This is a genomic window from Micromonospora sp. NPDC049529 (assembly GCF_055586685.1).
Window position 1 is genome coordinate 1 of the sequence record NZ_JBVJHT010000026.1, and the last position, 25,013, is coordinate 25,013.

Here is a 25,013-nt window from a genome sequence, read left to right on the forward strand (position 1 = left end):
GGGGAAAAGATTTCTTCCCTCCCCCCCCCCCCCCCCGCCCCCCCCCCCCCCCCCGCCCCCCCCCCCCCCCCCCCCCCGCCGGAATCGGGCATGAGCCCTCCCGGTACGGGAATGAGATCATCGACGGCGCCGTTACACCGCCGGAAGCGGCCCCGGTGTGGGCGCGCTCGGGGCGTACCGATCAAGGAGAGAGATCATGGCGACCGGTGTGGAGTTCGGGCTGGACACCTTCGGCGACGTCACCGTCGACGCCGAGGGCAACCGTCTGCCGTACGGCCAGGTGATCCGCGACGTCGTCGAGCAGGCCGTACTCGCCGACCGGCTGGGCGTCGACGGCTTCGGCATCGGCGAGCACCACCGCGACGACTACGCGATCTCGGCCCCCGAGATCGTGCTCGCCGCGATCGCCGCCCGGACCGAACGGATCCGCCTCGGCACCGCCGTCACCGTGCTCAGCTCCGACGACCCGGTACGCGTCTTCGAGCGGTTCGCCACCCTCGACGCGGTGTCCCGGGGACGGGCGGAGATCACCCTGGGCCGGGGCTCGTTCACCGAGTCGTTCCCGCTGTTCGGGTACGACCTCACCGACTACGACCGGCTCTTCGCGGAGAAGGCCGACCTGATGTCGCACCTGCTCACCGAGGACGCGGTGACCTGGCAGGGCACCGTCCGGGCCCCGTTGGACAAGCAGCACGTCTACCCGAAGACCGAGTCCGGGCACATCCGTACCTGGATCGGTGTCGGCGGCAGCCCCGAATCCGTCGTCCGCGCCGCCGAGTACGGCTTCCCACTGGTGTTGGCCATCATCGGCGGTGCGCCGGCCCGGTTCGCGCCCTACGTCGACCTGTACCACCGCGCCCTGGCCGAGTTCGGCAAGGAGCCACTGCCGGTCGCCGTGCACTCCCCCGGCTTCGTCGCCCGCACCGACGAGGAGGCGGCCGACGTCATGTGGCCGCACGTGCGGGTGCTGTTCAACCGGATCGGTGCCGAGCGGGGCTGGCCGCCGATGACCCGCGACCGCTTCGACGCCGACATCGCCGAGGGGGCCATGCACGTCGGGTCACCGGAGACCGTCGCGCGCAAGATCGCCAAGACGGTGAGCGCGCTCGGCGTACAGCGTTTCGACCTGAAGTACTCCACCGGCACCCTGCCGCACGACCGGTTGATGACCGCGATCGAGCTGTACGGCACCGAGGTCATCCCCCGGGTCCGCGAACTGCTCGCCGCGAACGACTCCACCGGCTCCTGAGCCACCGGGTCGGGGGGTGACGCCCGTCGCGCCGCAGCGGCCCGCCCGTCCCGACCGGGGTGCCCGGGCTACTCCGGCGCCGGCATCCGCAGCCGCATCGCGGGATCGGGCGTACGGACGAAGCCCAGCGACGCGTAGAGCGGTTCGCCCTGTTCGGACGCGCGCAGTTCGACGGTGGTGACCCCCCGCTCGCGATACCAGTCGAGCAACGCCGTCACGCAGGCTCGGGAGTAGCCGCGCCGTCGATGGTGGGGATCGGTGCCGACGTTGAACACATGCCCGGTCTCGCCGGTGTGGTTGCCCGGCCCGCCGATCCGGTACTCGACCGTGCCTACCGCACAGGCAACCAGGGTGCCCGGCCGGTCGGGGTGGTCCACCACGAAGGCCGCCAGGACCGGATCCGGTCCGATCAACCGGCTCCGCAGGGTTGCGGTCGCGGCCCTCTGCCACCCGTCAGCCTCCGGCTCGCGACCGGTGACGGCGGCCAGCAGCACCGCACGCAGCCGGACGAGTTCCTCGGCATCGACGGCGGTCCCTCTGCGTACCTCCCCCACCCGCCCAAGATTAGTCGGGGCCGGTGATCCAGTCCGGCCCGGTGCACACCGGACTGACCGAGCACCCGGCCGGCGAGCTGGCCCGCCTGCTCGACCTGCTCGTCCGCTGAGCGTCAGAAGCCGGGCAGGGCCCGACGCAGGTCGTCCAGGCTGAACGGTCCGGTCACCCGTACCCCGTCCGGGGTGTACCGCTCGGCCAGCCGCCCGACGGAGAGCCGCAGCCACGCCTCGGCCGGCATGACCAGTTCACCGTCCGGCTGCTCCGGTACGTCGGTCAGCGCGAACCGCTCACCCAGCCGCAGCCCGTACGCCCGCTCGGGGTCGCTGATCCGCAGCGCCAGGGTGCCCCGCCGTCCGTCGAGCGTGTCGGGGCGGGCGGCCCAGCCGATCATCCAGCCGACCTGGTCCAGGAGGAGCGGGACCGCCGTGGGCGTGACGGTCGCGTACGGGTTGAAGGCGACCTCGACGTCCCACTGGTGCAGGGCGGCCTCGCTGAGCCGGAACCGGGCGGCGGTGGCGACGTCGAGCGGCTCGGGCAGGAAGCCGAGGTCGACCCGGAGCTCCGCGCGGGTGGTCTGGTCCAGCGCCTCGAACGCCTCGACCAGTTCCCGGCTGGCGTCGAGGAAGCCGGCGGCGTGCTCGGCGGGCTCCATGGCGTCCCACCGGGCCCACACCTTGCGGTTGAACTCACCGTCGGGCGCGGAGCCGCCCTCGATCGAGGCGGTCAGCGCCGCCAGGCCGATCTCGGCGCCGCTGCCCAGGTGACTGAGCACCTGGGACACCTGCCACTCGCTGGCGGCGGAGGGCCGGAGCAGGTCGTCCGGGCCGAGGTCCCGGACGAGACCGGAAAGTTCGTCGTGGCCCGAGCGCAGGGCGGCGATGGTCTGGTCGGCGAGCGTGCTCATGGTTCTCCTGTCACCTGGGTCGGTGCCGAGTCGGCGCCGCCCGTGAGGGCGACCCGTGGCAACGATCCATCATGCCCGGTCCGGCACCGGATCGACACCGGGTCCCCGGACGGTGACATCCGGGGACCCGGTGGTGCCGGCTCGCTGACGGCGGGCGGTGCTACTTGGTGAGCGGGGCGAGCTTCGGGTCGTTGGCGTACGCCTCGACGGCGTTGGTCTTGGTGACGATCAGCGGCGGAAGCAGGTACGCCGGGACGACCTTGACGCCGTTGTCGTACGACTCGGTGTCGTTGACCTGGACCTCCTTGCCGGCCTGGAGGTCCTTGACCATCTGGATGGTCTGCTTGACCAGGTTGCGGGTGTCCTTGTTGATGGTCGAGTACTGCTCCCCCGCCATGATCGACTTGACCGACTCGACCTCGGAGTCCTGCCCGGTCACCACCGGCAGCGGCTTGTTGGCGCCCCGTACCGAGGTGATGATCGCGCGGGCCAGGGTGTCGTTCGGCGAGAGCACGCCGTCCAGGGTCTTGCTGCCGTAGCTGGCGGTGAGCAGCGAGTCCATCCGCCGCTGGGCGTTCTCGGCCTTCCAGCCGTCGGTGGCGACCTGCTTGATGTCGGTCTGGCCGGAGCCGACCACCACGTTGCCGGCGTCGATCTCCTTCTTCAGCACGTCCATCGCGCCGTTGAAGAAGACACCGGAGTTGTTGTCGTCCGACGAGCCGGCGAACAGCTCGATCGTGTACGGGCCGGTCGGCTTCTTCTCCTTCATGCCCTTGAGCAGCGCCTCGCCCTGGAGCTGGCCGACCTTGAAGTTGTCGTACGCGACGTAGTAGTCCACGTCCTTGGTGTTGGTGATCAGCCGGTCGTACGCGATCACCACCGCGCCCTCCTTCTTGGCCGCCTCGACCTGGGTGGAGAGCTGCGCGGCGTCGGTCGCGCCGATGACGATCACCTTGGCTCCCTTGGTGACCATCGCCGAGATCTGCGACTGCTGGTCGGCCACGGTGGTGGAGGCGCCGGCGTACTGCACGTCGGACTGGAAGCCGGCCTCCTTCAGGCCGTTGGTGAACAGGTCACCGGCGAGGACCCAGTTCTCCGAGGTCTTCGACGGCAGCGCCACACCGATCAGCGCGTCGGCGGCGAAGCCCTTCTCCGACCCGGTGGAGCCGGAGTCGGAGCCTTCCCGTTCGGAGCAGGCGGTGAGCGCCAGCAGGGCTACGGCGCTGAGCGCGACGCTCCTGGCGAGGAACTTACGCATGGTGGTGGCCCTTCTTCGGAGTGAGCGGGGCGGATGTCTTCCACCCCGCCGGGGGTGGCCGTCAGCCGGCTACCGGGGTCTTCACGGGCTCGGGGCCCGGTTCGGACACGGACGCCGGTCCGGTGGCGGCCTGCCGGCGGAACTGGCGCATGAACGTCCCCGTGATCGAGGTCCGTCCCTGGTTCTTGTTGTAGACGTCGAGCGCGACGGCCAGCAGCAGCACCAGGCCCTTGATGATCTGGACCCGGTCCGACCCCACGCCCATCAGTTGCAGGCCGTTGTTGAGCACGGCCATCACCAGGCCGCCGACGATCGAACCGCTGATGGTGCCGAGTCCGCCGGAGACCGCCGCGCCGCCGATGAAGACGGCGGCGATGGCGTCGAGCTCCCACCCCAGCCCGTCCTGCGGGCCGGACGCGGCGGACCGGGCGACGAAGATCATGCCGGCCAGCGCCGCGAGGACCGACATGTTCATCATCACGAAGAAGTTGACCCGGCGCAGTTTGACGCCGGACAGCTCGGCGGCGCGCGCGTTGCCACCGACCGCGTAGATGTGTCGGCCGCCCGCGGTGTTGCGGGTGATGAACGAGTACGCGAGCACCAGGACGGCGAGGATGATCCCGGAGATCGGGAAGCTGGTGCCGACCCGTCCACCGGCGAACCGCAGGGTCACGTACACGATCACACCGAGCGCGACCGCGACCCGGAGCACCGAGATCCACATCGGAGCGACCTCGGCCTCCATCTCCCGCCGGGTCCGGCGCAGCCGCCACTCCCGGACCACCACCGCGACGCAGGCCGCGAGGCCGAGCAGCAGGGTGAGGTTGTTGTACCCGGTGTCCGGGCCGACCTCCCACAGGAAGCCGGCACCGATGACCTTGAACCCCTCGGGTACGGGGATGGTGTCGGCGTTGCCGATGTACTGGTTGCCGCCCCGGAACAGCATCATTCCGGCGAGCGTGACGATGAACGCGGGCACCCCGACGTAGGCGACCCAGAACCCCTGCCAGGCACCGATCAGGGCGCCGACGCCCAGGCCGATCAGGATCGCGAGGAACCACGGCACGGAGTACTCCTGCATGACCTTCGCGACCACGATGCCGACGAACGCGGCGATCGAACCCACCGAGAGGTCGATGTGGCCGGCGACGATCACCATCAGCATCCCGATGGCCAGGATGAGGATGTACGAGTACTGGCTGACCAGCGAGATCAGATTGCCCGAGTTCAGGGTGAGCCCGTTGGTCAGGATCTGGAACAGCAGGACGATCGCCACTAACGTGAAGATCATCCCGAACTGTCGGGCGTTCGAGGTCGTCCCTCCGAACAGGGACTTCTGGAGGTCTCTGATACGACTCATGGCGTCCGCGTCTTCTTCGCTGAGGTCATCTGCTTCAACAGGGTCTCCGGGTCCGCGTCCCGCTTGTCGAGGTTGCCGGTGATGGTTCCTTCGAACACCGTGTAGATGCGGTCACACAGGCCGATCAGCTCGGGCAGCTCCGAGGAGATGACGACAACGCCCTTGCCCTGGTCAGCGAGCCGCTGGATGATGCCGTAGATCTCGTACTTGGCGCCCACGTCGATGCCGCGGGTCGGCTCGTCGAGGATGAGCAGGTCCGGGTCGGTGAACATCCACTTCGCCAGGACCACCTTCTGCTGGTTGCCGCCCGACAGCGTGGTGACCCCCTCGTCGACGCTCGGGGCCTTGACCCGCAGACCGGTCCGGTAACCCTCCGCCGCGCGGTACTCCCGCACCCGGTCGACCACACCACGGGTGGAGACCTTGGCGAGCTTGGCCGAGACCATCGAGGTCTTGATGTCGTCGAGCAGGTTCAGGCCGATCGACTTGCGGTCCTCACTGACGTACGCGAGTCCGTGCTCGATCGCGTCCGACACGGACTTCAGCACGATCTCCCGACCGTCCTTGAAGATCCGCCCGGACAGGTACGTGCCGTACGACCGGCCGAACACGCTCATCGCCAGCTCGGTCCGCCCGGCACCCATCAGCCCGGCGAAGCCGACGATCTCGCCCCGCCGGACGGTGAAACTGGATCCCTTGCAGACGAGGCGCTCGGCCGAGATCGGATGCCGGACCGTCCAGTCGCGTACCTCGAAGAAGACCTCCCCGATCGACGGGGTGTGGTCCGGGAACCGGCTGCTCAGCTCCCGGCCGACCATGCCCCGGACAATCCGGTCCTCGTTGACCCCCTCCGCCTCGACGTCGAGCGTCTCGATGCTGCGACCGTCGCGCAGGATGGTGATCGAGTCGGCGATCTGTTCGATCTCGTTGAGCTTGTGCGAAATGATGATCGAGGTGATGCCCCGCTCCCGGAACCCGCGCAGCAGGTCGAGCAGGTGCTGCGAGTCGGCCTCGTTCAGGGCGGCGGTGGGCTCGTCGAGGATGAGCAGCTTGACGTCCTTCGCGAACGCCTTCGCGATCTCGATGAGCTGCTGCTTGCCGACGCCGATGTCCTTGACCAGGGTGTCCGGGTCCTCCCGCAGACCCACCTGCGCCATCAACTCCAGCGCCCGGCGGTTCGCCACCTTCCAGTCGATGGCGCCGGCCCGACGCGGCTCGTTGCCCAGGAAGAGGTTCTCCGTGATGGACATGCCGGGAACCAGCGCCAGTTCCTGATGGATGATCACGATGCCGGCGTGTTCACTCGCCCGGATGTCGGAGAACCGGCACTCGGCGTCGCGGTAGAAGATCTCACCGGAATAGCTGCCGTACGGGTAGACCCCGCTGAGCACCTTCATCAGGGTGGACTTCCCGGCGCCGTTCTCACCGCAGATCGCGTGGATCTCACCGGCGCGGACCACCAGGTTCACGTCGGCGAGCGCCCTGACGCCGGGAAACTCCTTGGTGATCGAGCGCATCTCCAGCAGGATCGGGGCATCGCTCATGCTCGTGGCCTCCCGGTCCGGTCCAGCGGCGGGTAGGCGGGCTGCGCGGCCGGGGCCGCCGGATGAGCCCGCCCCGGTAGCCGGAGGCACCCACACGCACCCGTCCGAAGCGGGCCGCGCCACGTCACCAACGCCATGGTTGCCTCCGCGCAGAGATCGGCCCCGATCGTTCGCCGCGGCAAGCAAACTATGTGAGTCGAGGCTGTTTCGCAACCCGTGAACGCGCTCTACCGTAGCGGCTACTTCCCATGCTCACAGACCCGGATCGCGCTCTCTTTCGGAGCGCCGAAGCCGGGCCGGGTCAGCGACCCGCCACCGGCCGGCGGCACAACTCGACCACCTCGTCGGCGCAGCCCCAGGCGAGCGTGACACCGGCTCCACCGTGGCCGTAGGCGTGCACCAACCGGCACCCGCCCGGCAGCCCGGCCGGATCGACCGCCACCCGCGCACCGCCGTGCCGCGCCGGCCGGAGGCCGACCAGGTGTGCCAGCACCGGAGCCCCGGCGAGTTCCGGCACCAGGGCGACGCACCGGTCCAGGATCGCCCGCGCGGTGGTCTCGTCCGGTGTGGTGTCCCAGACCTCCGGCTCGAAGGTGCCGCCGAGCACCACGTCGCCGGAGCGCGGATGGACGTACGTCATCCCGGCCGGGTTCTGCTCGTCCCGGACCGAGACGTGCAGTCCGGGATTGCCGACCACCACGATCTGACCACGGGCCGGATGGACCGCACTGTCGTCGGCCAGCACACCGGCGGCCAGGCCGGTGGCGTTGACCACCACCGGGGCCAGGTCCGCGACGTCGGCGAGGCGTGCCACCCGCCGCCGCCGCAGCACCCCGCCGGCCGCGCTCACCTGCCCGACCAGCCAGTCCAGGTAGGGGCCCATCTCCACCGACGGCACGGTGAACCGCCACTGCCCGGCGTAGCCGTCGATCGGCCCGGTCGACCGGAAGTCCGGTACGGCGGCCGCCCACCACGGGGACGTTCCGTCCCCGGTGCGCAGCAGCATCCGGGTCGGTCGCATCACCACTCCGGGCACGCCCCGTCGCGCCTGTTCGGACAGTTCCCCGAAGGTGCTCCGGGCCCAGTCCAGCACCCGCGGGTCGCCCTCGGTACGGGTCGGGTACCACACCGCCGCGGCGATCCGGGACACCGTCCGAGCGGGTTCGTCCGCCGTCACCACGGCCACCCGAGCCCCGTCCCGTTGCAACCGCAGCGCACAGCTGAGCCCGACCACCCCCGCCCCCACAACCACCACGTCGACCACCCGTCCACCCAACTCCCCCGTCCCCCTCCCCGTCCAGAGGGGCCGGGAGCGGCCGGCCGGGGTCGGGGGCAGTCGAACCAGCGGGTCTCCGCGCCGTCTCCGTGGTACGCGTTTCGTCGGGCACCACAGTGGGGCCGATGTCGGTCGAACTGTTGGCCGCACCCGGCAGGGGGTGCGGCCAACAGTGGTTGGTGTCAGTCGACCTTTGCTGGTGAATGGTGCCTCCACCGGGCAGCGGCCTGGTCCAGCCGGCCGTATCCGGCCCCTGCTGAACCGCCGGAGCAGGCCGACCAGATGGTGGTTACGGCACTACCGGGAGGCCGGTGTCGAACCAGAGGTTGGTGGCCCGATCCCAGCGGATGCCGGTTTGGTTGGGGCGGGCGATGACGCCGTAGCGATAGTTGTGGCCGAATTTGTTGTTCCGGATGACGATGTTCGAGGCGACCAGGTCGTCGCGTACTCCGATCGAGTAGTTGCCGCCGTTGCAGTAGTTGTTCTCGAAGGTGAGGTTGCGGACCGCGTCGGCGGTGGTTGAGCCGATCATGATGCAGCCGTTGTGTGGGTCGTTGCTGCTTGCCGTGTACGGCTCGATCCGGTTGTGTCGAACCAGGATCTTGCTGCCGCCGGTGGTCTGTAGGGCGTCGTTGTGTGAGCCGGGTATCCGGGCGAGGTCGTGGATCCAGGAGTCGACGACGGTGCTGTTGGTGCTGAGTCGTGGACCGTCGACCATTCCGTAGATGTTCGTCCGCCGCAGGAGGTAGTTGCTGCAGCAGACGGAGGCAGAGTTCCGTCCGGTGCCGTTGATCTCGACGTCTTCGACGAGCAGATTGACCGCCGTGTCGTAGACCCTGACGGAGTAGGTCGTGCTGTTACAGGTGATCCGCGACCTGCGGATGACGACGTTACTCGCTCGTACTGTGACACAGCCGACGATGTTGAGGTTGGTGAGTACCTGTCCGGCGGTGCGGAGGTCGAGTGGGCCGGAGTTCGTCAGTACCGTGCCGGCGGGTACGCCGGTGTTGGTCGGGCCGGGCCAGTAGGTGATCGGGGTGGGCGGCACGACGGTCGGTGCCTCGGGTGGGTCCGCCGACGGATCCTTGGGGCTGGGGTCGGGCGCTCCGGGAGCGACCTCGACCCCACCCGGTACGTCCGGCGAGTACGCCTCGCCGTTCTGCTCCGAGTCCACGATCGTTGCCGTCGCGTTGGTGGACTGGACGAACGCCTGACGGCAGTCGTGGACCGTCACCCGCGTCGCGGAGTAGTCCCCGGGCACGATCCCGTCGGTCTCGTCGTCTGTGCAGTAGATCTCGGTGTCGGTGATGGTGGTGCCCGCGACGTCGGGGCGGATCCGGACGGCCGCCGTACCACCTGTTCGGATGGTCACCTGTTGTAACCGGATGTTGTCTGCCGCAATCTCGATTGGACGGTCGAAGGTCTGACCAGCGATGACGGCGTTCGGTGTGCTGAGTACCAGGGTTTCCCTGCCCGAACCGGGATCGTCGAGGACGACGTACGCCGTGGCGCCGACGGCGGCGAGACTGATAACGCCGGCGGTGGCGATGCGCCAGGTAGGGATGGTACGACGCGGAGCTTCAGCTTCGTTCGTTGGGCAAGGAGAGCCGGTTTTGTCCATGACTTTGCCTTCGGGAAGTGGCGGCGCACGGCGAGGCCACACTGGCCGTTCTGCCCAGTGGTCCGCATGGGTGCCGGGTAGGGTCCCGGTCGCCTTTTCAGGCAGGTTCATAAGGGCATTGATCGAGGGCCTTGTCGCCCCGGAAGCAGGTAGATACTTCTATCCGAATACTACGCTCTGTGGTGCATTTAGCGACTTCAGGTGATCTGACGGCTTTCTAACACAATTGCTGGACATCATCCCCATTTGGCGGGCAATCCAGAGTGCCACTGTCGCGATCTCCGGCATTTGTGGTGCACCACCGCAGGTGCGTCCTTGTCGGGGACGCATCTGCGCGCTCTGGCGCTCACTGGCTGTGCCCGGGTTCAGTTGACGAAGCGGATTTCGACGGAGGCGGTATCACTCTGAGCGTTCTGGGTGAGCCGGTAGGAGAAGCGGTCGGTGGTGCCGTGGTCAAGGTTCGGGGTGTAGACGATGGTGCCGCCGGAGGTGACCTGTGCGGTGCCATGTGACGGTGGGGTGGCGATGGTGATCTTCACGTCGCTGTTGGCGATGTCGTTGGCGAGTACGGGGATCGCGGTGCGTTTGTTGCCCCGGACGGTGGCGGCGTCGTCGTTGGCCACCGGTGCGCGGGTGAAGTGCGCGAGACCGTCGTTGATGAATATCTCGGTACGCCCGGTGATGACGTCGACGGTCCGCACGTCAGGAATGCCGTCGCTGTTCGCGTCGATGACGGAGACCCGCCAGTCGTTGCCGTTGGTGGGGTCGTTCTGGAGCAACTCGGTGGATCCGTCGTCGCGGATCACCACCACTCCGGTCTCGTTGTTGTCGCATCCGGACCGGTAGGCGATGGCAACGCCCGTGATGCCGTTGCCGTCGAAGTCCGCCAGGACGTACTGGGGCAGCCCCGAGCACCACCGGACCGGGCCGGGCACCAGACGACCCGATACGGTGTTCAGGTAGGTGGCGAAGCCGCCGCCCTGGTCACCGGTCTGGTAGATGTCCTGGTGACCGTCGCCGTTCCAATCCTCCAGGCGCATCTCGTCGGGGTACGCCAGGCCGTCGAAGCCGCCCACGGGTTGGAAATTACGGAGTACCAACATTCCGTAGTCGACTCCGGGCGGGCGGCCGTTGAACCACGACACGACGATCTCGTTGACGCCGTCCCAGCCGAGATCGATCACCACACCAAGGTGAGGACACCAGTCCTCGCCGCTGCGGTCCGCCGGACTCCGGTAGGTATGGATCTCCCGTACGCCGTAGCCGCCCTCGGGGCGGCCCGGCTCCACGATCACACCGCAGCGGTCCGGCTCCTGGTAGCCGAGAGTAACCCGGTCGGACCGGCTGTCGCCGGTCACGTCGCCGTAGAACGGTTCGTTACCTCCCCCGGCCCGCGCCGGCCCGGCAATAGCCAAGCTTGCCAAGGTCACTATGAGCGTCGCGGCTAAAAGTTTACGCCACATGACGCCTCCCTTGCATGAATATAGGCTATCCTCGCTAGTTTTTTCATATTTTGCAGTATAAGTGCGAAATCTTTAGATATAGATTGTCCTGTCCGTGATCCGACCACAGGTAAGCCTTCGACCTGCAAAACCGTCGAACCGGCACTCGACCTGTTCCGAAACCGTCGGTTACGCCCACCACCATCCCGGCAACCACCGGCAGGCGATCGCGTGCTACCGCCGGGCGGTGGCGCTCAGCGACATGGGTGACCGCTCGTCCGGGTGGACGGCGTGCGTGGCACCGGACCGTACGCCCGTAGGCTGCCCCGCGACAGGTGTGATCCACAGGGGAGAGTGCGCGGCGTGAACGAGGTTCCGGCTGCCGTCAGGACACGAGTGGCGGGCTGGTGTGGGCGGGTGGTGGGCGCGGACTGGTTCAATGCCGCCGCCTTCGGCGTGATCATCGTCAACGCGGTCGTGCTCGGGGTCGAGACGTACGACCGGGCGCTGGACCGGGCCGGTGGGCTCCTGCTCGCCGTCGAGTACGCCTGCCTCGCCTGCTTCACGGTCGAACTGGCGCTGCGGTTCGGCGCACACCTGACCGCGCCACGCGGCTTCTTCCGGGACGGCTGGAACGTCTTCGACCTGCTGGTCGTCTGCGCGCCCCTGCTGCCCGGCGTACGGGAGAACGTGACCCTGCTACGACTGTTCCGGCTCGCCCGGGTGGTGCGGGCGGTACGGCTCTTCCCCAGTCTGCGGATGATCATCGGCGGGGTGCTGCGCAGCCTGCCCGGCCTGGGCAGCTTCCTGCTGATCGCGACGCTGACCGTCTACCTGTACGCGATGGTCGGCTGGATGACCTTCGGCGACGCCCAGCCGGACCGGTACGGCACCGTCGGCCGAGCCATGCTCACCCTGTTCCTGCTGCTCTCACTGGACGGCATCACCGACGCGCTGGAGACCGGGCGGCTGGTCTCGGAGTGGAGCATCCCCTACTACACGTCGTACATCATCGTGGCGTCGTACCTGCTCACGAACCTGCTGATCGGCATCGTGCTCAAGGCGTTGGAGGAGGCCCACCAGGCGGAGCGGCCGGCAGCGCCCACTCCCGCCCCGGACCCGCCGGAGAGCGCGCAGGCCATCGGTGAGCGGCTGCGTGAACTGCGGACCGCCCTGAACGCCCTGGAGGCCGAACTGGCCCGGCAGCAACCACCCGCCGCGAGCAGGCCGGGTCGCACCGGCGGACGGCGGTCCAAGGCCCGGCGTACGGCCGGCAACCGGACCTGATCACGAACGCCGCCGCCGGACCACTATCGTGACCCGCTGGTCGCGGCGCTCGAACTGTATCTGGACCCGGACGCCACCCGGCGGATCCGGACGCTGTGGCCCATCACGCCGACGTGCACGCCCGGCTGGCCGCCGCCGACGTGGTCCTCGACGAGCGCTACCAACCGGGCCGGTGGGTACCGCACTGCACCCTCTCCATGCGGGTACCGAACGCGCTGATGGCCGCGGCCGTACGGCGCTGCCTGGAGGTGCTGCCGCTGGAGGCCACCGTCGTCGGGGCGGCCGTCGTCGACCACGCCCGGGACATCGTCCAACCCCTGCGCTGACGCCCCGGTCGCCCCCACGACGCCGCTACGTCGAGTACGACGCGTCGGCGGCCGGGTCGAGGTCGAGGTAGCGCCAGAGCATCACGGAGAGTTCCTTGGTGTCGTCCCACCGGTCGTGCCGGTGGGCGTAGTCCGTCACCGCCATCAGGTTCGGCCGTTCCGCGTCCAGCCAGCGTCGGGCCGTGTCCGGGTCGGGAAACGGCGGCAGCTCGCCGTGGTACCCGCCCCGGGTGAGCCAGTCGTAGCGCTCGTCGGGCGAGGCGACGTCCAGGGCGGCGAGAGCGGTGTGCCGGTAGTAGTCGACCAGGACGTCGACCCGTTGCCGCTCGTCGTCGCCGAGCAGTTCGTAGGCGTACGCGCGGAGCAGGTCGTGCAGTTCCATCCGGTCGCCGTCGACGCGCTGGACCAGGTGGGTCCGGAGCAGCGTCTCCAGTGGCCGGTGCAGTTCGGCCGGGTGGAGTCCGGCGAGCGCCGCCGCGGCGTACCGGTCGAAGTCGCCCGGATGCAGGGCCAGCAGCCGGAACAGGCGCATCGCCGGGGCGTCGAGCCGACGGTACGACCAGGAGAAGACCGCCCGGACGTCGGTACGCTCGTCGCCGCCCGCGTCGAGCAGGTCCAGCCGGCGCTGCTCGTCGGCGAGGTCGGCGGCAACGTCCGCCAGCCGGGCCGTCGGGCGGGCGGCGGCCAGGTCACCGGCGATCCGCAGGGCCAGCGGCAGCTGGGCGCAGCGGCGGGCGAGCACGACCGCCGACTCGGGTTCGGTCGTGACCCGGGGCCCGACGAGGGCGCCCAGCAGACGCAGCGACGCGTCCAGCGGCAACCGGTCCAGTTCCACCCGCCGCGCACCGTGCCGGACGGCCAGGGCGGTGAGCCGGTCACGGCTGGTCAGCAGCACGAAACAGGACGCCGTGCCGGGCAGCAGCGGCCGGACCTGGTCGACCGAACCGGCGTTGTCCAGCACCAGCAGCATCCGCCGCCCCGCCACCAGGGAACGGAAGCGGGCGGCGAGTTCGTCCGGGCCGCCCCAGGACTGGACCCGCCCGCCGTCCAGCGCGTGCAGGAAACCCTCCAGTGCGCGCACCGGTGTCACCGGCGCCTCCACGTCGTAGCCGCGCAGGTCGAGGTAGAGCTGCCCGTCGGGGAACGCGTCGGCGACCCGGTGCGCCCAGTGCACCGCCAGGGCCGTCTTGCCGACTCCCGCCGTACCCGAGACGACGGCGACCGACCCGGCGGACGCCGCCGTGGCCAGCAGGTTGTCCAGGGCGGCGAACTCCGCCTCCCGGCCGGTGAAGGCGGGGACGTCGCCGGGTAGCTGACGCGGCGGGTCCGAGGCCGGTACCAGGCCCGGCACCGCCCGCCCGGTCCCGGTGAGTTCGAACCGCGCGGCCACCGCCCGGCGGTGGCCGGCCCGACGCTGCGCCAACTGCTGCAACAGCCCCCGGTACGACGCCCGCCAGTTGTCCAGGTCGGCCGGCCAGCCGCCGAGGCGGGCGCAGGTACTCACGTACGCCTCGACGAACTCCCACGACGGCTTCGAAACCCCGGCGAGCTTGTCACTGACCGTCGACCGGGGAAAAGGCCGGCCGGCCTCTTTCATGTACGCCGCCAGGTCCCGTACCGACGGTTCGCCGCATTCCGCGCGCAAGTCGCGCAACCGGGCCGCGAACAGTGCCAGCGGCTCTTCGTGTGCCATGGCCCCGACGCTAGGCGACGGCGGGCCCGGAGCATCCACAGTGTCCAGACTCCGTCCGGAATCATTGCCGGACGCCACGCAATGTGCTCAGACCGGCTGCGCTGGGTATCCGAAGCCCGCCCGGCGGCTCTCAGCCCACCTCGCCGAGCAGACCGTCGACCAACTCGCGCGGCAGCCCGTGGGTGTCGTGCAGGTAGTGGTAGTCCTCGTCGGCCAACGGGCCACGGGACCTCGCCCGGGAGACCAGCGGGCGTCCGCGCCGCAGCAGGCCCCGGAACCGCCGCTCCTCGTCGGCGAGCAGATCACGCAGGTCACCGGGGTCGACCCGCTGACGGAACCGGTCGAGGGTGTGTGCGAAGGGCTCCACCGGCAGGTCGGACAGGCTTCGCGCGGGATCGTCGCGCCACAGGATGGTGAGCACCCGGCGGACCAGTCGGCGCAGCACGTAGCCCCGGCCGGTGTTCGAGGGGCGTACACCGTCACCGACGACCACGACGCTCGACCGCAGGTGGTCGCAGACCCGGCGCAGCGACGCCCCGTCCTGCCCCCACAGCCCGGAGACGGTACGCACCCACGGCTCGAAGCCGTCGCCCTCGAACACCGAACCGTTGCCGCGCAGCACCATCTCCATCCGCTCCAGCCCCATGCCGGTGTCGACGTTGGGCTGGCGCAGCGGTTCGAGGCGGCCGTCGTCGTACCGGCGGTAGCGCATCCGGACGTGGTTCCAGACCTCCATCCACCGGTCGTCGGTGCCCGGCGTCCCCTGCGGCGGGGTCGGCCCGGTCCAGACGAATATCTCGGAGTCGGGCCCGCACGGTCCGGTCGGTCCGTTCGACCACCAGTTCTCCTCGCGGGTCAACTCGACCGGTACCCCGAGGTCTTCCCAGACGGCGAGCGACGTGGTGTCCGGCCCGACCCGGTCGTCGCCGCCGAAGACGGTGACGTGCAGCCGGTCCCGGTCGATGCCGAAGCCCTCGCGGAGCAGGTCGTAGCCCCAGCGCAGGCTCTGCGCGCCGTCGTAGTCACCGAGTGACCACGAACCCAGCATCTCGAACACGGTCAGGTGGGTGGGGTCGCCGACCTCGTCCAGGTCGGTGGTACGCAGGCAGCGCTGGAGATCCACCAGACGCCGTCCGAGCGGATGCGAACGACCCTCCAGGTACGGGGTGAGCGGATGCATCCCGGAGGTGGTGAAGAGCACCGGGTCACCGGGTGGCGGGATCAGCGAGGTGTCGGGCACCAACAGGTGTCCCCGCTCGCGGTAGTAGTCGACGAAGGTGCGGACGATCTGCTCGGGTGTCACGGCGGCGGCCTTTCGGGGTCATGACGACCGGAAAGGACCACCGAGGTGGGGCGAGTCACGCGGAGTCGACGCACCGGCGGACCGTTTCCGGTCGCCGGCGGGGAATCGGGAGATCAGACGGCGGCAACCGACGAGCTGGTAGCTCGCGCGGTCGCGGCGGTGTGCCGACAGGTGATCTCCATGGGCCCTACTGTACCGCCAGGCGGGACCACCGCCCACCGCTTTCCCGGCCGACGCCACCCGCTGACCGGGAGTGCGGCAGAACAGGGCGGGTAAGTGGCTCACGCCGTACCGCGCGGTGGGCGCGGGCGGGACCGGCAGCCGAGGGGGTCTCATGGCGCGGCAACGGGCGCACCCGCTGGCCAACCTGACCAACGGCATCCTGGCCGGCGCTGCCGCCACCCTCGCCCGCGAAATAGTCAGCAACCTGGACGTGGTCGTCCGGGCCCGACCGATGAGCAACAGCCACGAACGGACGGTGCAGCGACTCATGGAGCGGGCCCAGCCCAGTCTGGGGCCCGAGGACTGGCGGGCCCAGGACTGGGTCGAGGACGCGCTGCCGTACGTCGCCTACAGCCTGACCGCCGTGGCGACGCTGACCCTGCTCGACCGGGCCACCGACCCGGCCCGGCGCCGCTGATCATCCGCGCGCCGCTCCGCCGACCGACGGGACGGTCGCCGTCAGCGTCGCGGCGTACGCGTTTACCCGGTCGCCGCGACACACCGGCCTCATGCCGTGTTCACCGCTGCCGGCGATCCAGTGGTTCGCGACCGGGAGTGCGTAGTACTCAGCCGGCTGTCGCCTGTCGCCAGTGGCGCCTGGCGACAGGAAACATCTGGCGGCAACTGCCCGACCCTCCGCAGCCTGAGGTACGCCGACTGGAGCCGAGGAGGAAATTTGACCGAGCAGGTGCAGCGCCGTCGGGCTGCTCCGGTGCACACCCGGCCGGTTCCGCCATCCGCCACCACCGAGTTGCCGTTGACCGCCACAATCGCCGGATCGTCCCACGCCACGGAGATCCGGCGGGTGATTCGACGGAGGCTTGGCCGGCTTGCGGCGCACACGGGTGCGTTGCAGGCGTACGGGGTGAGGATGCTCTGCGTGGACGCCTCGCCGGCAGAGATCGGGACGGGGCACCCCGAGCCCGGCCCGGTGGTGGAGCGGTCGCGCGCCGCCACCGATGACGTTCCGGCCACGGTCTGGGCGCGGTCCGTCGCCACCGCCCCGCATCCCGACCTTCGCGGTGTCGCCAAGATCGCTGAAGGTTTGTGGGTCCTGACATTCTGCCGCCCCGACTCACACGACCAGCGCAGGAGCACGACCATCCAGTGGTCGGCGGCGACCGAACGGGTGCCGGGAGGAGTCCTGCACCAACTGCTCGCCTCGTACCTCGAATTCGAGTTGCACGAGTCGTTCGAGCAGGTGCACGTCGAGGTGGAGCGGCTGTGGTTCCCGCACCGGGCCTGGTGGCGCAGTGGGCGGGTGCGCTCGGCCCCGCGCCTTCTCGCGCATGTGCACTGGTCCGGCGGCGCGGCAACACGGCTGGAGGTGCTGCGGTGACCCTCCTGTGGGACCTCGACCCGGCGCAGGCGCGGACCGCTCTCGCGTCCGCTGGCTGGATGGTGCACCGGTTCGCGGCACCGCTCAGGCCGCGCCGGCTGCTGCGCAATGTCCGAGCGATCGGCCTGCCCGTGGCACCGGACGGTGCCCGTTTCGTCTGGCCGGTCCGCAGCAGCGCGGAGGCTGGCGCCGACGCCACCTTCAGTCAGACGTCCCGGGCGGCCGGACCACACACCGACTCCCAGTACAGCGATCGGCCGGAGGATGCCTTCGTGTTGCACTGCGCGTGGCCTGCGGCCTGCGGCGGCGGCAGCAGTATCCTCATCCGCGCCGCCGACGTGATCGCCATGCTCGAACGCCGCGATCCGGCGGCGCTGGCTCTGCTACAGCAGGTCGACGTCCCCTTTGCCGCTCCCCGGACGTTTCGGATGCACGGCACATCGTGGGGGCGGATCATCGACGCTCAGGGGCGCGTCCGATGGCGGACGGACACCCTCGCGGCCGGCCTGCGGTTGACCGGTTTCCACCGGCCCGGACTACGACCGGCGATCCAGGCGTTCGAGGACGCCATCGGCGTGGTGGACCGGGTCGAACTGAGGCTCCGCGCCGGCGAGGAGATTGTGGTCGACAACACCCGGATGCTGCACGCGCGGACCGCGTTCCAGGACCACCGGCGGCTGCTCTGGCGGATCCGGTGGCGGTGGGAGCCGTACCCACTGACGGCTGCCACCGCCGCGTCCAGCGGACAGTGCTCCGGATGATCACGAGGCTCGACATGGACTACCGGTCACTCGCGGCCCGGTTGGACGGTTCCTACCACCACCGGGGCTGGTGGTTCCGGTACATGACCGAGTTGGCCATGCTGGAGGCGCTGCTCGGCGGCGATCCCGCACGGCCGGTCGAGGTCCTAGCCACCGAACTGGCCCGACGGCCACCGCAGGCCGACGAGACGTACGGCGTGAAACGGCATCTCGCCCGGTTGCGGCGCGTACTCGTGGCATGTGACATCCCGGCGGACCTGGCGGCGGTCGCGGTGACCGGGACGGCGGGCGAGTCGACGGGTGACCGGCTACCGCCCGTGGCGTCGCTGTTCGGCCTGGATCCGGCGGCGGTGCGGTCGCTGGCCGACGCGGCAATCCGGGCCCTGCCCGACCTGTATACCCACGTCGAGAACCATCCGGTGGACTGGGCGGCCGCAGTCGCCGACCCCGAGGAACAGCGCGAGCGGATTCGCGCCCTGGCCGCGCCCCATGTGTCCGTCATCGAGGTCCCCGGCGCCGACCTGCTCTTCCGTCGCTGGCACGAGATCTCTCCCGGTCGCCATGTCTATCTGCTCGACCCCGACACTAACGGCGACCTGCTGTTCCACTGCCAGCATCTGGTGCACGACGGTGGTCACCTGCGGCATCTGAACGCGCTCGCGACAAGCCCGGACCAGGGATTACCGATAGCGCTGCCGCGTCAGATGCTGGCCGGCGAATCGTGGGCGATGGCCGAGGAGTTGGCGTCGCTGGCGGAGACCCGGCAGGCCGGGATACGGAACGCGCTCATCCATGCCGTCTTCGAACGGTTCCTCAGGGTGGAGCTGGAGGTGAGGGTCCGCTGGCGCGGGCAGCCGATCGATGCCGCTGTCGGGGCGATGCGACGACGGTACCCGAGCGCTGTCGGGTCGCTCGGCGACCAGCTTCTCGAATTCGCGGGACAACCCGGCTTCGGCCTCATGCACGTCTGCGCCATGGCCAGCGCCGCCGAGTACGGATGCCGCCTCACCGGACTGGGCACCCGACGTCCGACCCTCACGACCGCGTTGACACTGATCAGGGCTGCGATGCCAGCGCCGCCGAGGTGATCGAGGCCTTCGTCGTTTGCCGCCACCAGCTCACCGTCCGGCCACCTCACGACACCCGCGACAGTTCTCGCGTTCGGACCAACTCTGTCGCTCCAGGTCGGCTGGCCCCAACCGGGCGTGGTCGAGGTCCGCGCGCACCGCCATCCGGAACTGCCAGATCGCCTCGGCGAACTCGTGGTACGCACGGTGGTACTCCCCCGACGAGAGGGCCACGCCCGAGCGGACCGCGTTCCGCACCCCGATCAACCCCTGGTAGGCCAACTCCCCGGCCTTGACGATCTCCGTCGTGCCGGCCACGAGCAGGCGTTCTCGTGCGGCGAAGACGTCAGCCTCGTGGACGACGCGGTTGGCGGAACGAAGACGGTGCGACGGATCCTCGTCACTCTGGGCGACCTCACGGAGTGCGCTGTGGGCCGAATCGAGCGCCACGGCGAAGTCGAGACAATACCCGAGGCGCTCGGTTTCCCGATTGCGCCGACGCTCCGTACGGTTGTGCTGCAACTCCACGGTCACCGCACTGGCGAGGGCGATGACGGCCCCGCAGATCGCACCAACAAACGTTATCCATTCCACGTTTTCAGTCTCCGCCCGTGGTGTCCGGACTCGCCACGCGTTCCTGTCTCCCGTCCGATCGGGAGTCAGGAAACACCGACTGCGCCGGGTTACCCGGACAGTGGACGGATCATTGGCGGATCCCGACGACACAGAGACCAGCCCAGTCGAAGGGGCCGAGATCGGGATGCTCGTCACGGATCTCCCGCTGCGCGTCGCGCAACGCCGTCACCACCGGGACCCCCAGCCCGACCTGTCGCACCACGTGCTTGCCGACGAACGCCGAGGCGACGCCACCGATCCGGCCTGTGCCGGCCACCACCGTATCCGCACCGCCGATCAACGCGCCGATGGCCAGGCTCAGTGGCTCGTACCCGTACCGGCTCAACGCCGTGCCGCTCCAGCAGCCGCTCAGCACGACCAGCCTGGGCAGTTGCCGGGAAGCAAGCGCGTCCATCGTCACGCCGTCGGGGCCGAGCAGCCCGGTGGCACCCGGCCGATCACCGTGACCGGAGACGTAGAGCAGCGCGGGGGGTGGTCCGTCGTCGACGCCCGGCAGCGCGACAAGCTCCCGGTGACCGCCCGGCCAGCCGTCCAGGGCGGACTTCAACTCGGAATGGCGGGGCAGCTTGTCGTCGAGCAGGCTCACCACCGGGTCGGTCGCCGCCGGGCCGGACCCACGGGTCCCCGCCGAGCGGGCCAGCAGCAGCTCCACGGTCCGCAGGCTTGGTGCCAGGGTGACCTCGGCCACGTCGCAGAGATACGTCCCCTCGCGGGTCAGCGCCGCGTGCGGCAGATGCCACAGCCGTGGGTCCGGAACGATCGTCACTGACCTGGGGCGCTCCGGTGAGCCGTCCCAGATGGCCGAGTCGGGCAGCAGGAACGCGCCGAGTTCGTCCCACAGGGCGCGGGTCAGACCACGTTGTGGTGCGCGGCCAGCAGCCAGACCGTCAAGCTGCGCCGCCAGGCTGGCCGAGGCAGTACACAATGCCGACCGCCACGCCCCGTGCCTGGGCCTGACCAGCACCGACGACCACCAGCCGTCCGACCCCGGCCCGAGAGTGACCACCACCACGACGTCGCCCATCGCGTCGAGCACGGCCGGAGACGGCAGGTGTCCGGGCAACGGCAGCAGTGGCACCTGTGCGGCAGGTCGCTCGGAGCGGATCGCCGCAGCGGCGAGCCGGGCCACCGTGAAGACCTCGTCGGCCAACGCGGGATCAGCAGGCGGTGCGGAGATAGGAGACTGCGCCACGGCCACCGTCGACCCGTCCGTACCGTCGGCCAGCACCTGGTTCAGGAGATCGGCTCGTCCGGTCTCGGCGATGCGCGCCGTCTCCTCCGGCTCGTCGAGATCTGTGTGTACCAGCAACGCCGCCGCGTACACCTCCTCGCGCGCGGCATGCAGCGACCACCGCTCGTCCGGCTCCACCAACGAACTGCGTTGCAGGTCGGCGGCGACGAGCGCAGCCCGGCCGGCCGCGTGTCGCAGCGCTGGCGGCAGGAGGTCCGTGGTCGGCGTCCGGTGCAGGTCGTACAGCGCGAGCATGGTCCGGCTGAGGTCCCGCCGTTCTGGTCGGCCGGCCAACCGCAGGACCGCGGCCAGGTGTCCGGCGATGACCGCAGCCTCGCCGTTCGAGGCGATCAGGGTGCGGGCCATGTGCCGGTGCCAGCGCAGCGCCTCCAGCGTCTCAGCCTGTTCGTAGTACGGCCGCGCCTCCGCCAGGGTGGCCGCGACGGCAGCCAGCTCGCCGCGACTTTGTAGAACCTCGGCCCGTTCCAGCAGTACCTGACCAAGTCGATAGATGTCACCGGAAACGCGCAGCCGATTCGCCAGATCGTCGGCGATCCGCAGCGCCTCGCCGAACCGGCGCAGCGCACGCAGCGCCCCGATTTCGCGTAGCCGGGTGGACAGGAGGTTCACCTCGCTCACGCCGTCGAAGGCGGCGGCTGCTCGCCGGTACGCGCCGAGTGCCGCCTCGGGTCGCCCGAGCACGATCTCCAGTCCGCCTTCGCGGTGCGAGAGCAACCCACGGGTGAACGCGTCGAGGTTCCGGTGGTCGGCGAGCTCGCGGGCCTCGCGCAGGACGTCCCGCGCGGTCATCACCTCGCCCCGCTGCCGGTGCAGTGTCGCCTGCTGCATCAGGACCTTGACGTGCTGTTGTCCGATACGGGGTGCATCGGCGTACCGGCGGCACACCGCGACGGCCTGGTCGCAGTAGGACAAACCCGTTTCGTACCGGCTTGCCGCCTCCTGTAGCGCCGCCAGTTCCCGCCAGGCGTACGAATGGAACCAGGCGGTGCCGGCATGCAACGGTTCCCGCAGCAGGATTCGGTTCCACAGCTCGGCGGCAACGAAGCCCTTACTGAGTCTGTGCCAGAGGGCGACGAACGCGACCGCCTCCTGACATCGTCGCTGATCATCGTCGCGCAGGGCAACTCGGCTCTCGGCGAGCAGGAGCCGCAACGCCATCGGCGCCCGCTGCTGGCGCCATGCGGCCGTGGCTTCTTCCTGGCACAGATCGGCCAGCAGACCCCATTGTCCCTCGACATACAGGCGCATGGCGGCAGGCCGGGAGAGGTGGTCGTCCGGTAGCGCGACCATTGGATCAACGAGTTGATCGAGGAGAGCGGCGCATGGTCCGGAGTCGATCACACCACCGTCCAAGTAAGATCGATTGTGAAATGCCACAATGACGTCCGTGACAGACTCAGCTTCCGGGCGGGCAGTAGTCAAGTTCGTCGAGGAAATTGATGGTTCCGCTCGGGATAACCTCACGGAGCGACTGGCGGCTGTGGGACTCGCACCACGCGTCGGTTTCGACCTGGGCCATCTGGACCTCGAACCGGAACGGCTGTTTCCGGCTGCGGTGATCACCCTCTTCGACGGCCTCGCCGAGATCGGCGCAGATCGGCTCACGCAGGTCACCCGGGCCGCGCGGGACTGGTTGGCGTCCATGGCCGCGCCGGGCTTCGTCGAGTTGGAGTTACCCGGGACCGACCAGGTGGTGATTGTCCGGGGCAGTGACCCGGTTCGGGCAGCCGAGGTGCTGGCTGCCATGCTGGCCAAAGGGCCCACTCCAGGACCAGTGACCTGGAGCGGTGACCGATGGGCCACCGAGCCGGCCCAGCCGACTGGCCGTACCGCCGGCCCACCGCCCCGGGTGCTGGCGCTGGACACTCACTGGTTCTCCGCCAAGGGCGGGTTGAGTACGTTCAACCGGTCACTCTGCGCCGCGCTGGCCCGGATGGGCGCGGAGGTCGTGTGCGTTGTTCCCCAGCCGTCCCCGGACGAGATCAGCCACGCCCGCGTACGCGGTGTCACCTTGGTCGCCGCCCCTCCGCCGGTCTCCGGCGCCGCCGAGCGGGACGCGCTGGGCCGCCGTCCGCGACTGCCCGACGGTTGGGTACCCGACCTGGTCATCGGACACGGCCGGATCACCGGCGGATACGCCCGGATCCAGGTGGAGGACCATTTCCGGTCGGCCGCCAGGGCACACATCGTGCACACCTGGTCAGACCACATCGAGTGGCAGCGTGGTGACCGGCCGGACGCCGGTGCGATCGCCGATGGCCGTTGGAAGGAGGACATCGAGCTGGCTCGCACCGCAGACCGGGCCTTCGGGGTGGGACCGCTGCTGCACGGTCTCCTTGAGCGCGACCTTTCCGGCTACCCCGGCACCCGCGCCCCTGGGCGGATCGACCCGGGCTTTGAGCTCGACGACCAGACGCCCCGCGTACCGCCGTCATGGCACCAACGCCAGGTCATGCTCATGGGTCGGCTCGACGACTGGTCGGTCAAAGGGCTCGATCTGGCGGCGCGAGCGGTGGGAAACGCAGTGGAGCTGCTCAGCCTCGGCGGCACCGAGCCGGAACTGGTGCTGCGGGGCGTGCCACCAACGGAGCACGGCCAGGTACGGGACCTGGTCCTCAAGTGGGCGGACCGGCGTACCTTGCAGGTCACCCCCCGGGCCTACTCCACCAGCGAGGAGGAACTCCGGGCCGACCTGCGCCGAGCGTGCCTCGCTCTCATGCCCTCCCGCGCCGAGGCATTCGGTCTGGTCGGACGCGAGGCCATCGTCGCCGGCACCCCACTGCTCGTCAGCGCGAGAAGTGGTCTGGGCATGCTGCTCCACGAGGTGCTACCGCCGAGGGACGCAGCGCTGATCGTGCTGCCGGTCGATGACGACGAGTCGGCCGACACCAAGCGCTGGGCGTTCGAGACGGCGCGGATCCTGCGCGACCCCGCAGGTGCATTCGCCATCGCCGAACGGATCCGACAGACCATGGCAGAGCGGGTCACCAGCGACCAGGCTGCCGCCTCCGTGCTGGGTACGCTCGCCTGACTGTCCAGGTCTCGCGCGGAGGGTTAGGCTACCTCGCCACAGTCGCGGCATCGTTCACGATCCGACCAGTCTTGCCGGCCGAGCGCGTCCGGGGTCAACGGTGGCTGTCCCAGGTCGGCCCGCACGGCCATCCGGAAGGCCCACAGCGCCTCGGCGAACGGATGGTAGACCCGGTGGTAGGCCGCCTCTTCTAGGCGCGCCCCGGCCCGGATCGCGTCCCGAACCGCGATGAGCCGCAGGAAGGTCGCTTCGGCCGAGCTCACCAACGGCGCAGCGCCCAGCACCAAGAGGCGCTCACGGAGCGCGTACACCCGCGCGTCGTGGAGCGTCTCGTTGGCCGGGTCGCGCCGCGCCCGGGGTGGCAGATCGGTACGGGCGAGGGCGCGCAACGCGTTGTGCGCCTCGTCGAGAGCGAGCATGAACGCGACAGCGGTAGCCGACGAGACCGACATTCCTGCCTGGGCCAGTGGCTCGTCGGGCCTGTGCTGAAACATCCCCTCGTCGGGGCGACGCTGGCGAGGCCACCCGATCGGCGCGTCCTGCGTGCGGTCGCGCGACTCCGTCCGTTCGGATGGGCGCGGGTCACGTAGCTGCGCTCGCGCAAGTCTGGCCAACACGCCGCTGGTCCCCAGCGCCTCGTCGCAGCGCTCCGCCAACTGGACGTTGCCCGGCGCGCGGCCTGTCTCCACTTTGCTCAAGTAGCCACGGCTGTAGTTGACTTTCCGGGCGAGCCCGGAAAGAGACAGCCCAGCGGCCTCCCGGTACCGGCGGAGGCACTCCCCCAGCCGTTCCGGAGTGTCGGTTGGTGACTCGCATTCATCGTCACGCGCGGCCATCATGCCACAGCGTCGTCTTTGCAAGACACGTCGTAACTGTATCAAGGTCAA

General features: G+C 69.7%; 21 protein-coding genes and 1 pseudogene. 8 read left to right on the forward strand and 14 right to left on the reverse strand.

Going from position 1 to position 25,013, the window contains the following annotated elements; genetic code table 11:
- Positions 1 to 196 precede the first annotated feature (196 nt).
- Complete coding sequence (locus ACZ6QQ_RS32585; RefSeq protein WP_465881509.1) at positions 197 to 1,249, forward strand: LLM class flavin-dependent oxidoreductase; 1,053 nt, start codon at positions 197 to 199, stop codon at positions 1,247 to 1,249.
- A gap of 68 nt (positions 1,250 to 1,317) precedes the next feature.
- Here ACZ6QQ_RS32585 and ACZ6QQ_RS32590 read toward each other — a convergent pair whose 3' ends face one another.
- The 8 genes from ACZ6QQ_RS32590 to ACZ6QQ_RS32625 form a co-directional block, all read right to left on the reverse strand.
- Complete coding sequence (locus tag ACZ6QQ_RS32590; protein WP_465881510.1) at positions 1,318 to 1,803, reverse strand: GNAT family N-acetyltransferase; 486 nt, start codon at positions 1,801 to 1,803, stop codon at positions 1,318 to 1,320.
- Between the two features lie 113 nt (positions 1,804 to 1,916).
- On the reverse strand, positions 1,917 to 2,708 hold the full coding sequence (locus ACZ6QQ_RS32595) for a maleylpyruvate isomerase family mycothiol-dependent enzyme (protein ID WP_465881512.1): 792 nt from the start codon (positions 2,706 to 2,708) through the stop codon (positions 1,917 to 1,919).
- A gap of 160 nt (positions 2,709 to 2,868) precedes the next feature.
- Positions 2,869 to 3,966 (reverse strand): substrate-binding domain-containing protein, encoded by a 1,098-nt coding sequence (locus ACZ6QQ_RS32600; RefSeq protein WP_465881513.1) that lies wholly within the window; start codon positions 3,964 to 3,966, stop codon positions 2,869 to 2,871.
- A gap of 61 nt (positions 3,967 to 4,027) precedes the next feature.
- Positions 4,028 to 5,326 carry a multiple monosaccharide ABC transporter permease gene (gene mmsB, locus ACZ6QQ_RS32605; protein WP_465881515.1) on the reverse strand — a complete coding sequence of 433 codons (1,299 nt, stop codon included), beginning with the start codon at positions 5,324 to 5,326 and terminating at the stop codon, positions 4,028 to 4,030.
- A complete protein-coding gene (mmsA, locus tag ACZ6QQ_RS32610) occupies positions 5,323 to 6,870 on the reverse strand; it encodes a multiple monosaccharide ABC transporter ATP-binding protein (RefSeq protein ID WP_465881516.1) in 1,548 nt (515 codons plus the stop codon). Before mmsA ends, mmsB begins: the two co-directional genes overlap by 4 nt.
- 301 nt (positions 6,871 to 7,171) lie before the next feature.
- Positions 7,172 to 8,125 carry an FAD-dependent oxidoreductase gene (locus ACZ6QQ_RS32615; RefSeq protein ID WP_465881517.1) on the reverse strand — a complete coding sequence of 318 codons (954 nt, stop codon included), beginning with the start codon at positions 8,123 to 8,125 and terminating at the stop codon, positions 7,172 to 7,174.
- Positions 8,126 to 8,435: 310 nt separating this feature from the next.
- A complete protein-coding gene (locus ACZ6QQ_RS32620) occupies positions 8,436 to 9,518 on the reverse strand; it encodes a hypothetical protein (RefSeq protein ID WP_465881518.1) in 1,083 nt (360 codons plus the stop codon).
- Between the two features lie 614 nt (positions 9,519 to 10,132).
- Entirely contained in the window at positions 10,133 to 11,230 is a 1,098-nt protein-coding gene (locus ACZ6QQ_RS32625) for an Ig-like domain-containing protein (RefSeq protein WP_465881519.1), read from the reverse strand.
- A gap of 396 nt (positions 11,231 to 11,626) precedes the next feature.
- Between ACZ6QQ_RS32625 and ACZ6QQ_RS32630 the strand changes: the two genes are divergently transcribed.
- Together ACZ6QQ_RS32630 and ACZ6QQ_RS32635 are read left to right on the forward strand one after the other, a co-directional pair.
- On the forward strand, positions 11,627 to 12,496 hold the full coding sequence (locus tag ACZ6QQ_RS32630) for an ion transporter (protein ID WP_465881520.1): 870 nt from the start codon (positions 11,627 to 11,629) through the stop codon (positions 12,494 to 12,496).
- Between the two features lie 95 nt (positions 12,497 to 12,591).
- Positions 12,592 to 12,822, forward strand: a complete 231-nt coding sequence (locus ACZ6QQ_RS32635) for a hypothetical protein (RefSeq protein WP_465881522.1) — start codon at positions 12,592 to 12,594, stop codon at positions 12,820 to 12,822.
- A 25-nt stretch (positions 12,823 to 12,847) separates the two neighbouring features.
- On the opposite strand, the gene ACZ6QQ_RS32640 is transcribed toward ACZ6QQ_RS32635, so the two are convergent.
- Together ACZ6QQ_RS32640 and ACZ6QQ_RS32645 are read right to left on the reverse strand one after the other, a co-directional pair.
- The gene (locus tag ACZ6QQ_RS32640; RefSeq protein ID WP_465881523.1) at positions 12,848 to 14,515 is read right to left on the reverse strand and encodes an AAA family ATPase; all 1,668 of its coding nucleotides are present in this window, start codon (positions 14,513 to 14,515) and stop codon (positions 12,848 to 12,850) included.
- 130 nt (positions 14,516 to 14,645) lie between these two features.
- Positions 14,646 to 15,818, reverse strand: a complete 1,173-nt coding sequence (locus ACZ6QQ_RS32645) for an alanine--tRNA ligase-related protein (RefSeq protein WP_465881525.1) — start codon at positions 15,816 to 15,818, stop codon at positions 14,646 to 14,648.
- 334 nt (positions 15,819 to 16,152) lie between these two features.
- On the opposite strand from ACZ6QQ_RS32645, the gene ACZ6QQ_RS32650 reads away from it, so the two are divergent.
- The 4 genes from ACZ6QQ_RS32650 to ACZ6QQ_RS32665 all read left to right on the forward strand — a co-directional run bounded on the left by ACZ6QQ_RS32650 (position 16,153) and on the right by ACZ6QQ_RS32665 (position 19,228).
- The gene (locus ACZ6QQ_RS32650; RefSeq protein ID WP_465881526.1) at positions 16,153 to 16,458 is read left to right on the forward strand and encodes a hypothetical protein; all 306 of its coding nucleotides are present in this window, start codon (positions 16,153 to 16,155) and stop codon (positions 16,456 to 16,458) included.
- Positions 16,459 to 16,716: 258 nt separating this feature from the next.
- Positions 16,717 to 17,379, forward strand: coding sequence for a hypothetical protein (locus ACZ6QQ_RS32655; protein ID WP_465881528.1), 663 nt, complete (start codon positions 16,717 to 16,719; stop codon positions 17,377 to 17,379).
- Positions 17,376 to 18,140 carry a TauD/TfdA family dioxygenase gene (locus tag ACZ6QQ_RS32660; protein ID WP_465881530.1) on the forward strand — a complete coding sequence of 255 codons (765 nt, stop codon included), beginning with the start codon at positions 17,376 to 17,378 and terminating at the stop codon, positions 18,138 to 18,140. The genes ACZ6QQ_RS32655 and ACZ6QQ_RS32660 overlap by 4 nt, the downstream gene beginning before the upstream one ends.
- Entirely contained in the window at positions 18,137 to 19,228 is a 1,092-nt protein-coding gene (locus ACZ6QQ_RS32665) for a hypothetical protein (RefSeq protein ID WP_465881532.1), read from the forward strand. The genes ACZ6QQ_RS32660 and ACZ6QQ_RS32665 overlap by 4 nt, the downstream gene beginning before the upstream one ends.
- Before the next feature lie 30 nt (positions 19,229 to 19,258).
- Here ACZ6QQ_RS32665 and ACZ6QQ_RS32670 read toward each other — a convergent pair whose 3' ends face one another.
- Together ACZ6QQ_RS32670 and ACZ6QQ_RS32675 are read right to left on the reverse strand one after the other, a co-directional pair.
- Positions 19,259 to 19,801 (reverse strand): hypothetical protein, encoded by a 543-nt coding sequence (locus ACZ6QQ_RS32670; protein WP_465881534.1) that lies wholly within the window; start codon positions 19,799 to 19,801, stop codon positions 19,259 to 19,261.
- A gap of 109 nt (positions 19,802 to 19,910) precedes the next feature.
- On the reverse strand, positions 19,911 to 22,343 hold the full coding sequence (locus ACZ6QQ_RS32675; protein WP_465881535.1) for a CHAT domain-containing protein: 2,433 nt from the start codon (positions 22,341 to 22,343) through the stop codon (positions 19,911 to 19,913).
- Positions 22,344 to 22,575: 232 nt separating this feature from the next.
- Here ACZ6QQ_RS32675 and ACZ6QQ_RS32680 point away from each other — a divergent pair, with 232 nt between their 5' ends.
- Entirely contained in the window at positions 22,576 to 24,126 is a 1,551-nt protein-coding gene (locus ACZ6QQ_RS32680) for a glycosyltransferase family 4 protein (RefSeq protein ID WP_465881536.1), read from the forward strand.
- A 23-nt stretch (positions 24,127 to 24,149) separates the two neighbouring features.
- Here the strand turns inward: ACZ6QQ_RS32680 and ACZ6QQ_RS32685 are convergent, their stop codons facing one another.
- Both ACZ6QQ_RS32685 and ACZ6QQ_RS32690 read right to left on the reverse strand, forming a co-directional pair.
- Positions 24,150 to 24,620, reverse strand: coding sequence for a hypothetical protein (locus ACZ6QQ_RS32685; RefSeq protein WP_465881614.1), 471 nt, complete (start codon positions 24,618 to 24,620; stop codon positions 24,150 to 24,152).
- A 123-nt stretch (positions 24,621 to 24,743) separates the two neighbouring features.
- Positions 24,744 to 24,965: pseudogene (locus ACZ6QQ_RS32690) on the reverse strand (helix-turn-helix domain-containing protein); the annotation flags it as partial.
- Positions 24,966 to 25,013: the final 48 nt, after the last annotated feature.

What these genes read in the sequence shown, in the direction of transcription:
- ACZ6QQ_RS32650 (WP_465881526.1), top strand. Translation starts at nt 16,153, where the DNA reads ATGGCGCGGCAACGGGCGCACCCGCTGGCCAACCTGACCAACGGCATC.
- mmsB (WP_465881515.1), bottom strand. Translation starts at nt 5,326, where the DNA reads ATGAGTCGTATCAGAGACCTCCAGAAGTCCCTGTTCGGAGGGACGACC.
- ACZ6QQ_RS32640 (WP_465881523.1), bottom strand. Translation starts at nt 14,515, where the DNA reads ATGGCACACGAAGAGCCGCTGGCACTGTTCGCGGCCCGGTTGCGCGAC.
- ACZ6QQ_RS32625 (WP_465881519.1), bottom strand. Translation starts at nt 11,230, where the DNA reads ATGTGGCGTAAACTTTTAGCCGCGACGCTCATAGTGACCTTGGCAAGC.
- ACZ6QQ_RS32595 (WP_465881512.1), bottom strand. Translation starts at nt 2,708, where the DNA reads ATGAGCACGCTCGCCGACCAGACCATCGCCGCCCTGCGCTCGGGCCAC.
- ACZ6QQ_RS32665 (WP_465881532.1), top strand. Translation starts at nt 18,137, where the DNA reads ATGATCACGAGGCTCGACATGGACTACCGGTCACTCGCGGCCCGGTTG.
- mmsA (WP_465881516.1), bottom strand. Translation starts at nt 6,870, where the DNA reads ATGAGCGATGCCCCGATCCTGCTGGAGATGCGCTCGATCACCAAGGAG.
- ACZ6QQ_RS32585 (WP_465881509.1), top strand. Translation starts at nt 197, where the DNA reads ATGGCGACCGGTGTGGAGTTCGGGCTGGACACCTTCGGCGACGTCACC.
- ACZ6QQ_RS32600 (WP_465881513.1), bottom strand. Translation starts at nt 3,966, where the DNA reads ATGCGTAAGTTCCTCGCCAGGAGCGTCGCGCTCAGCGCCGTAGCCCTG.
- ACZ6QQ_RS32685 (WP_465881614.1), bottom strand. Translation starts at nt 24,620, where the DNA reads ATGTTTCAGCACAGGCCCGACGAGCCACTGGCCCAGGCAGGAATGTCG.
- ACZ6QQ_RS32675 (WP_465881535.1), bottom strand. Translation starts at nt 22,343, where the DNA reads ATGCGCCTGTATGTCGAGGGACAATGGGGTCTGCTGGCCGATCTGTGC.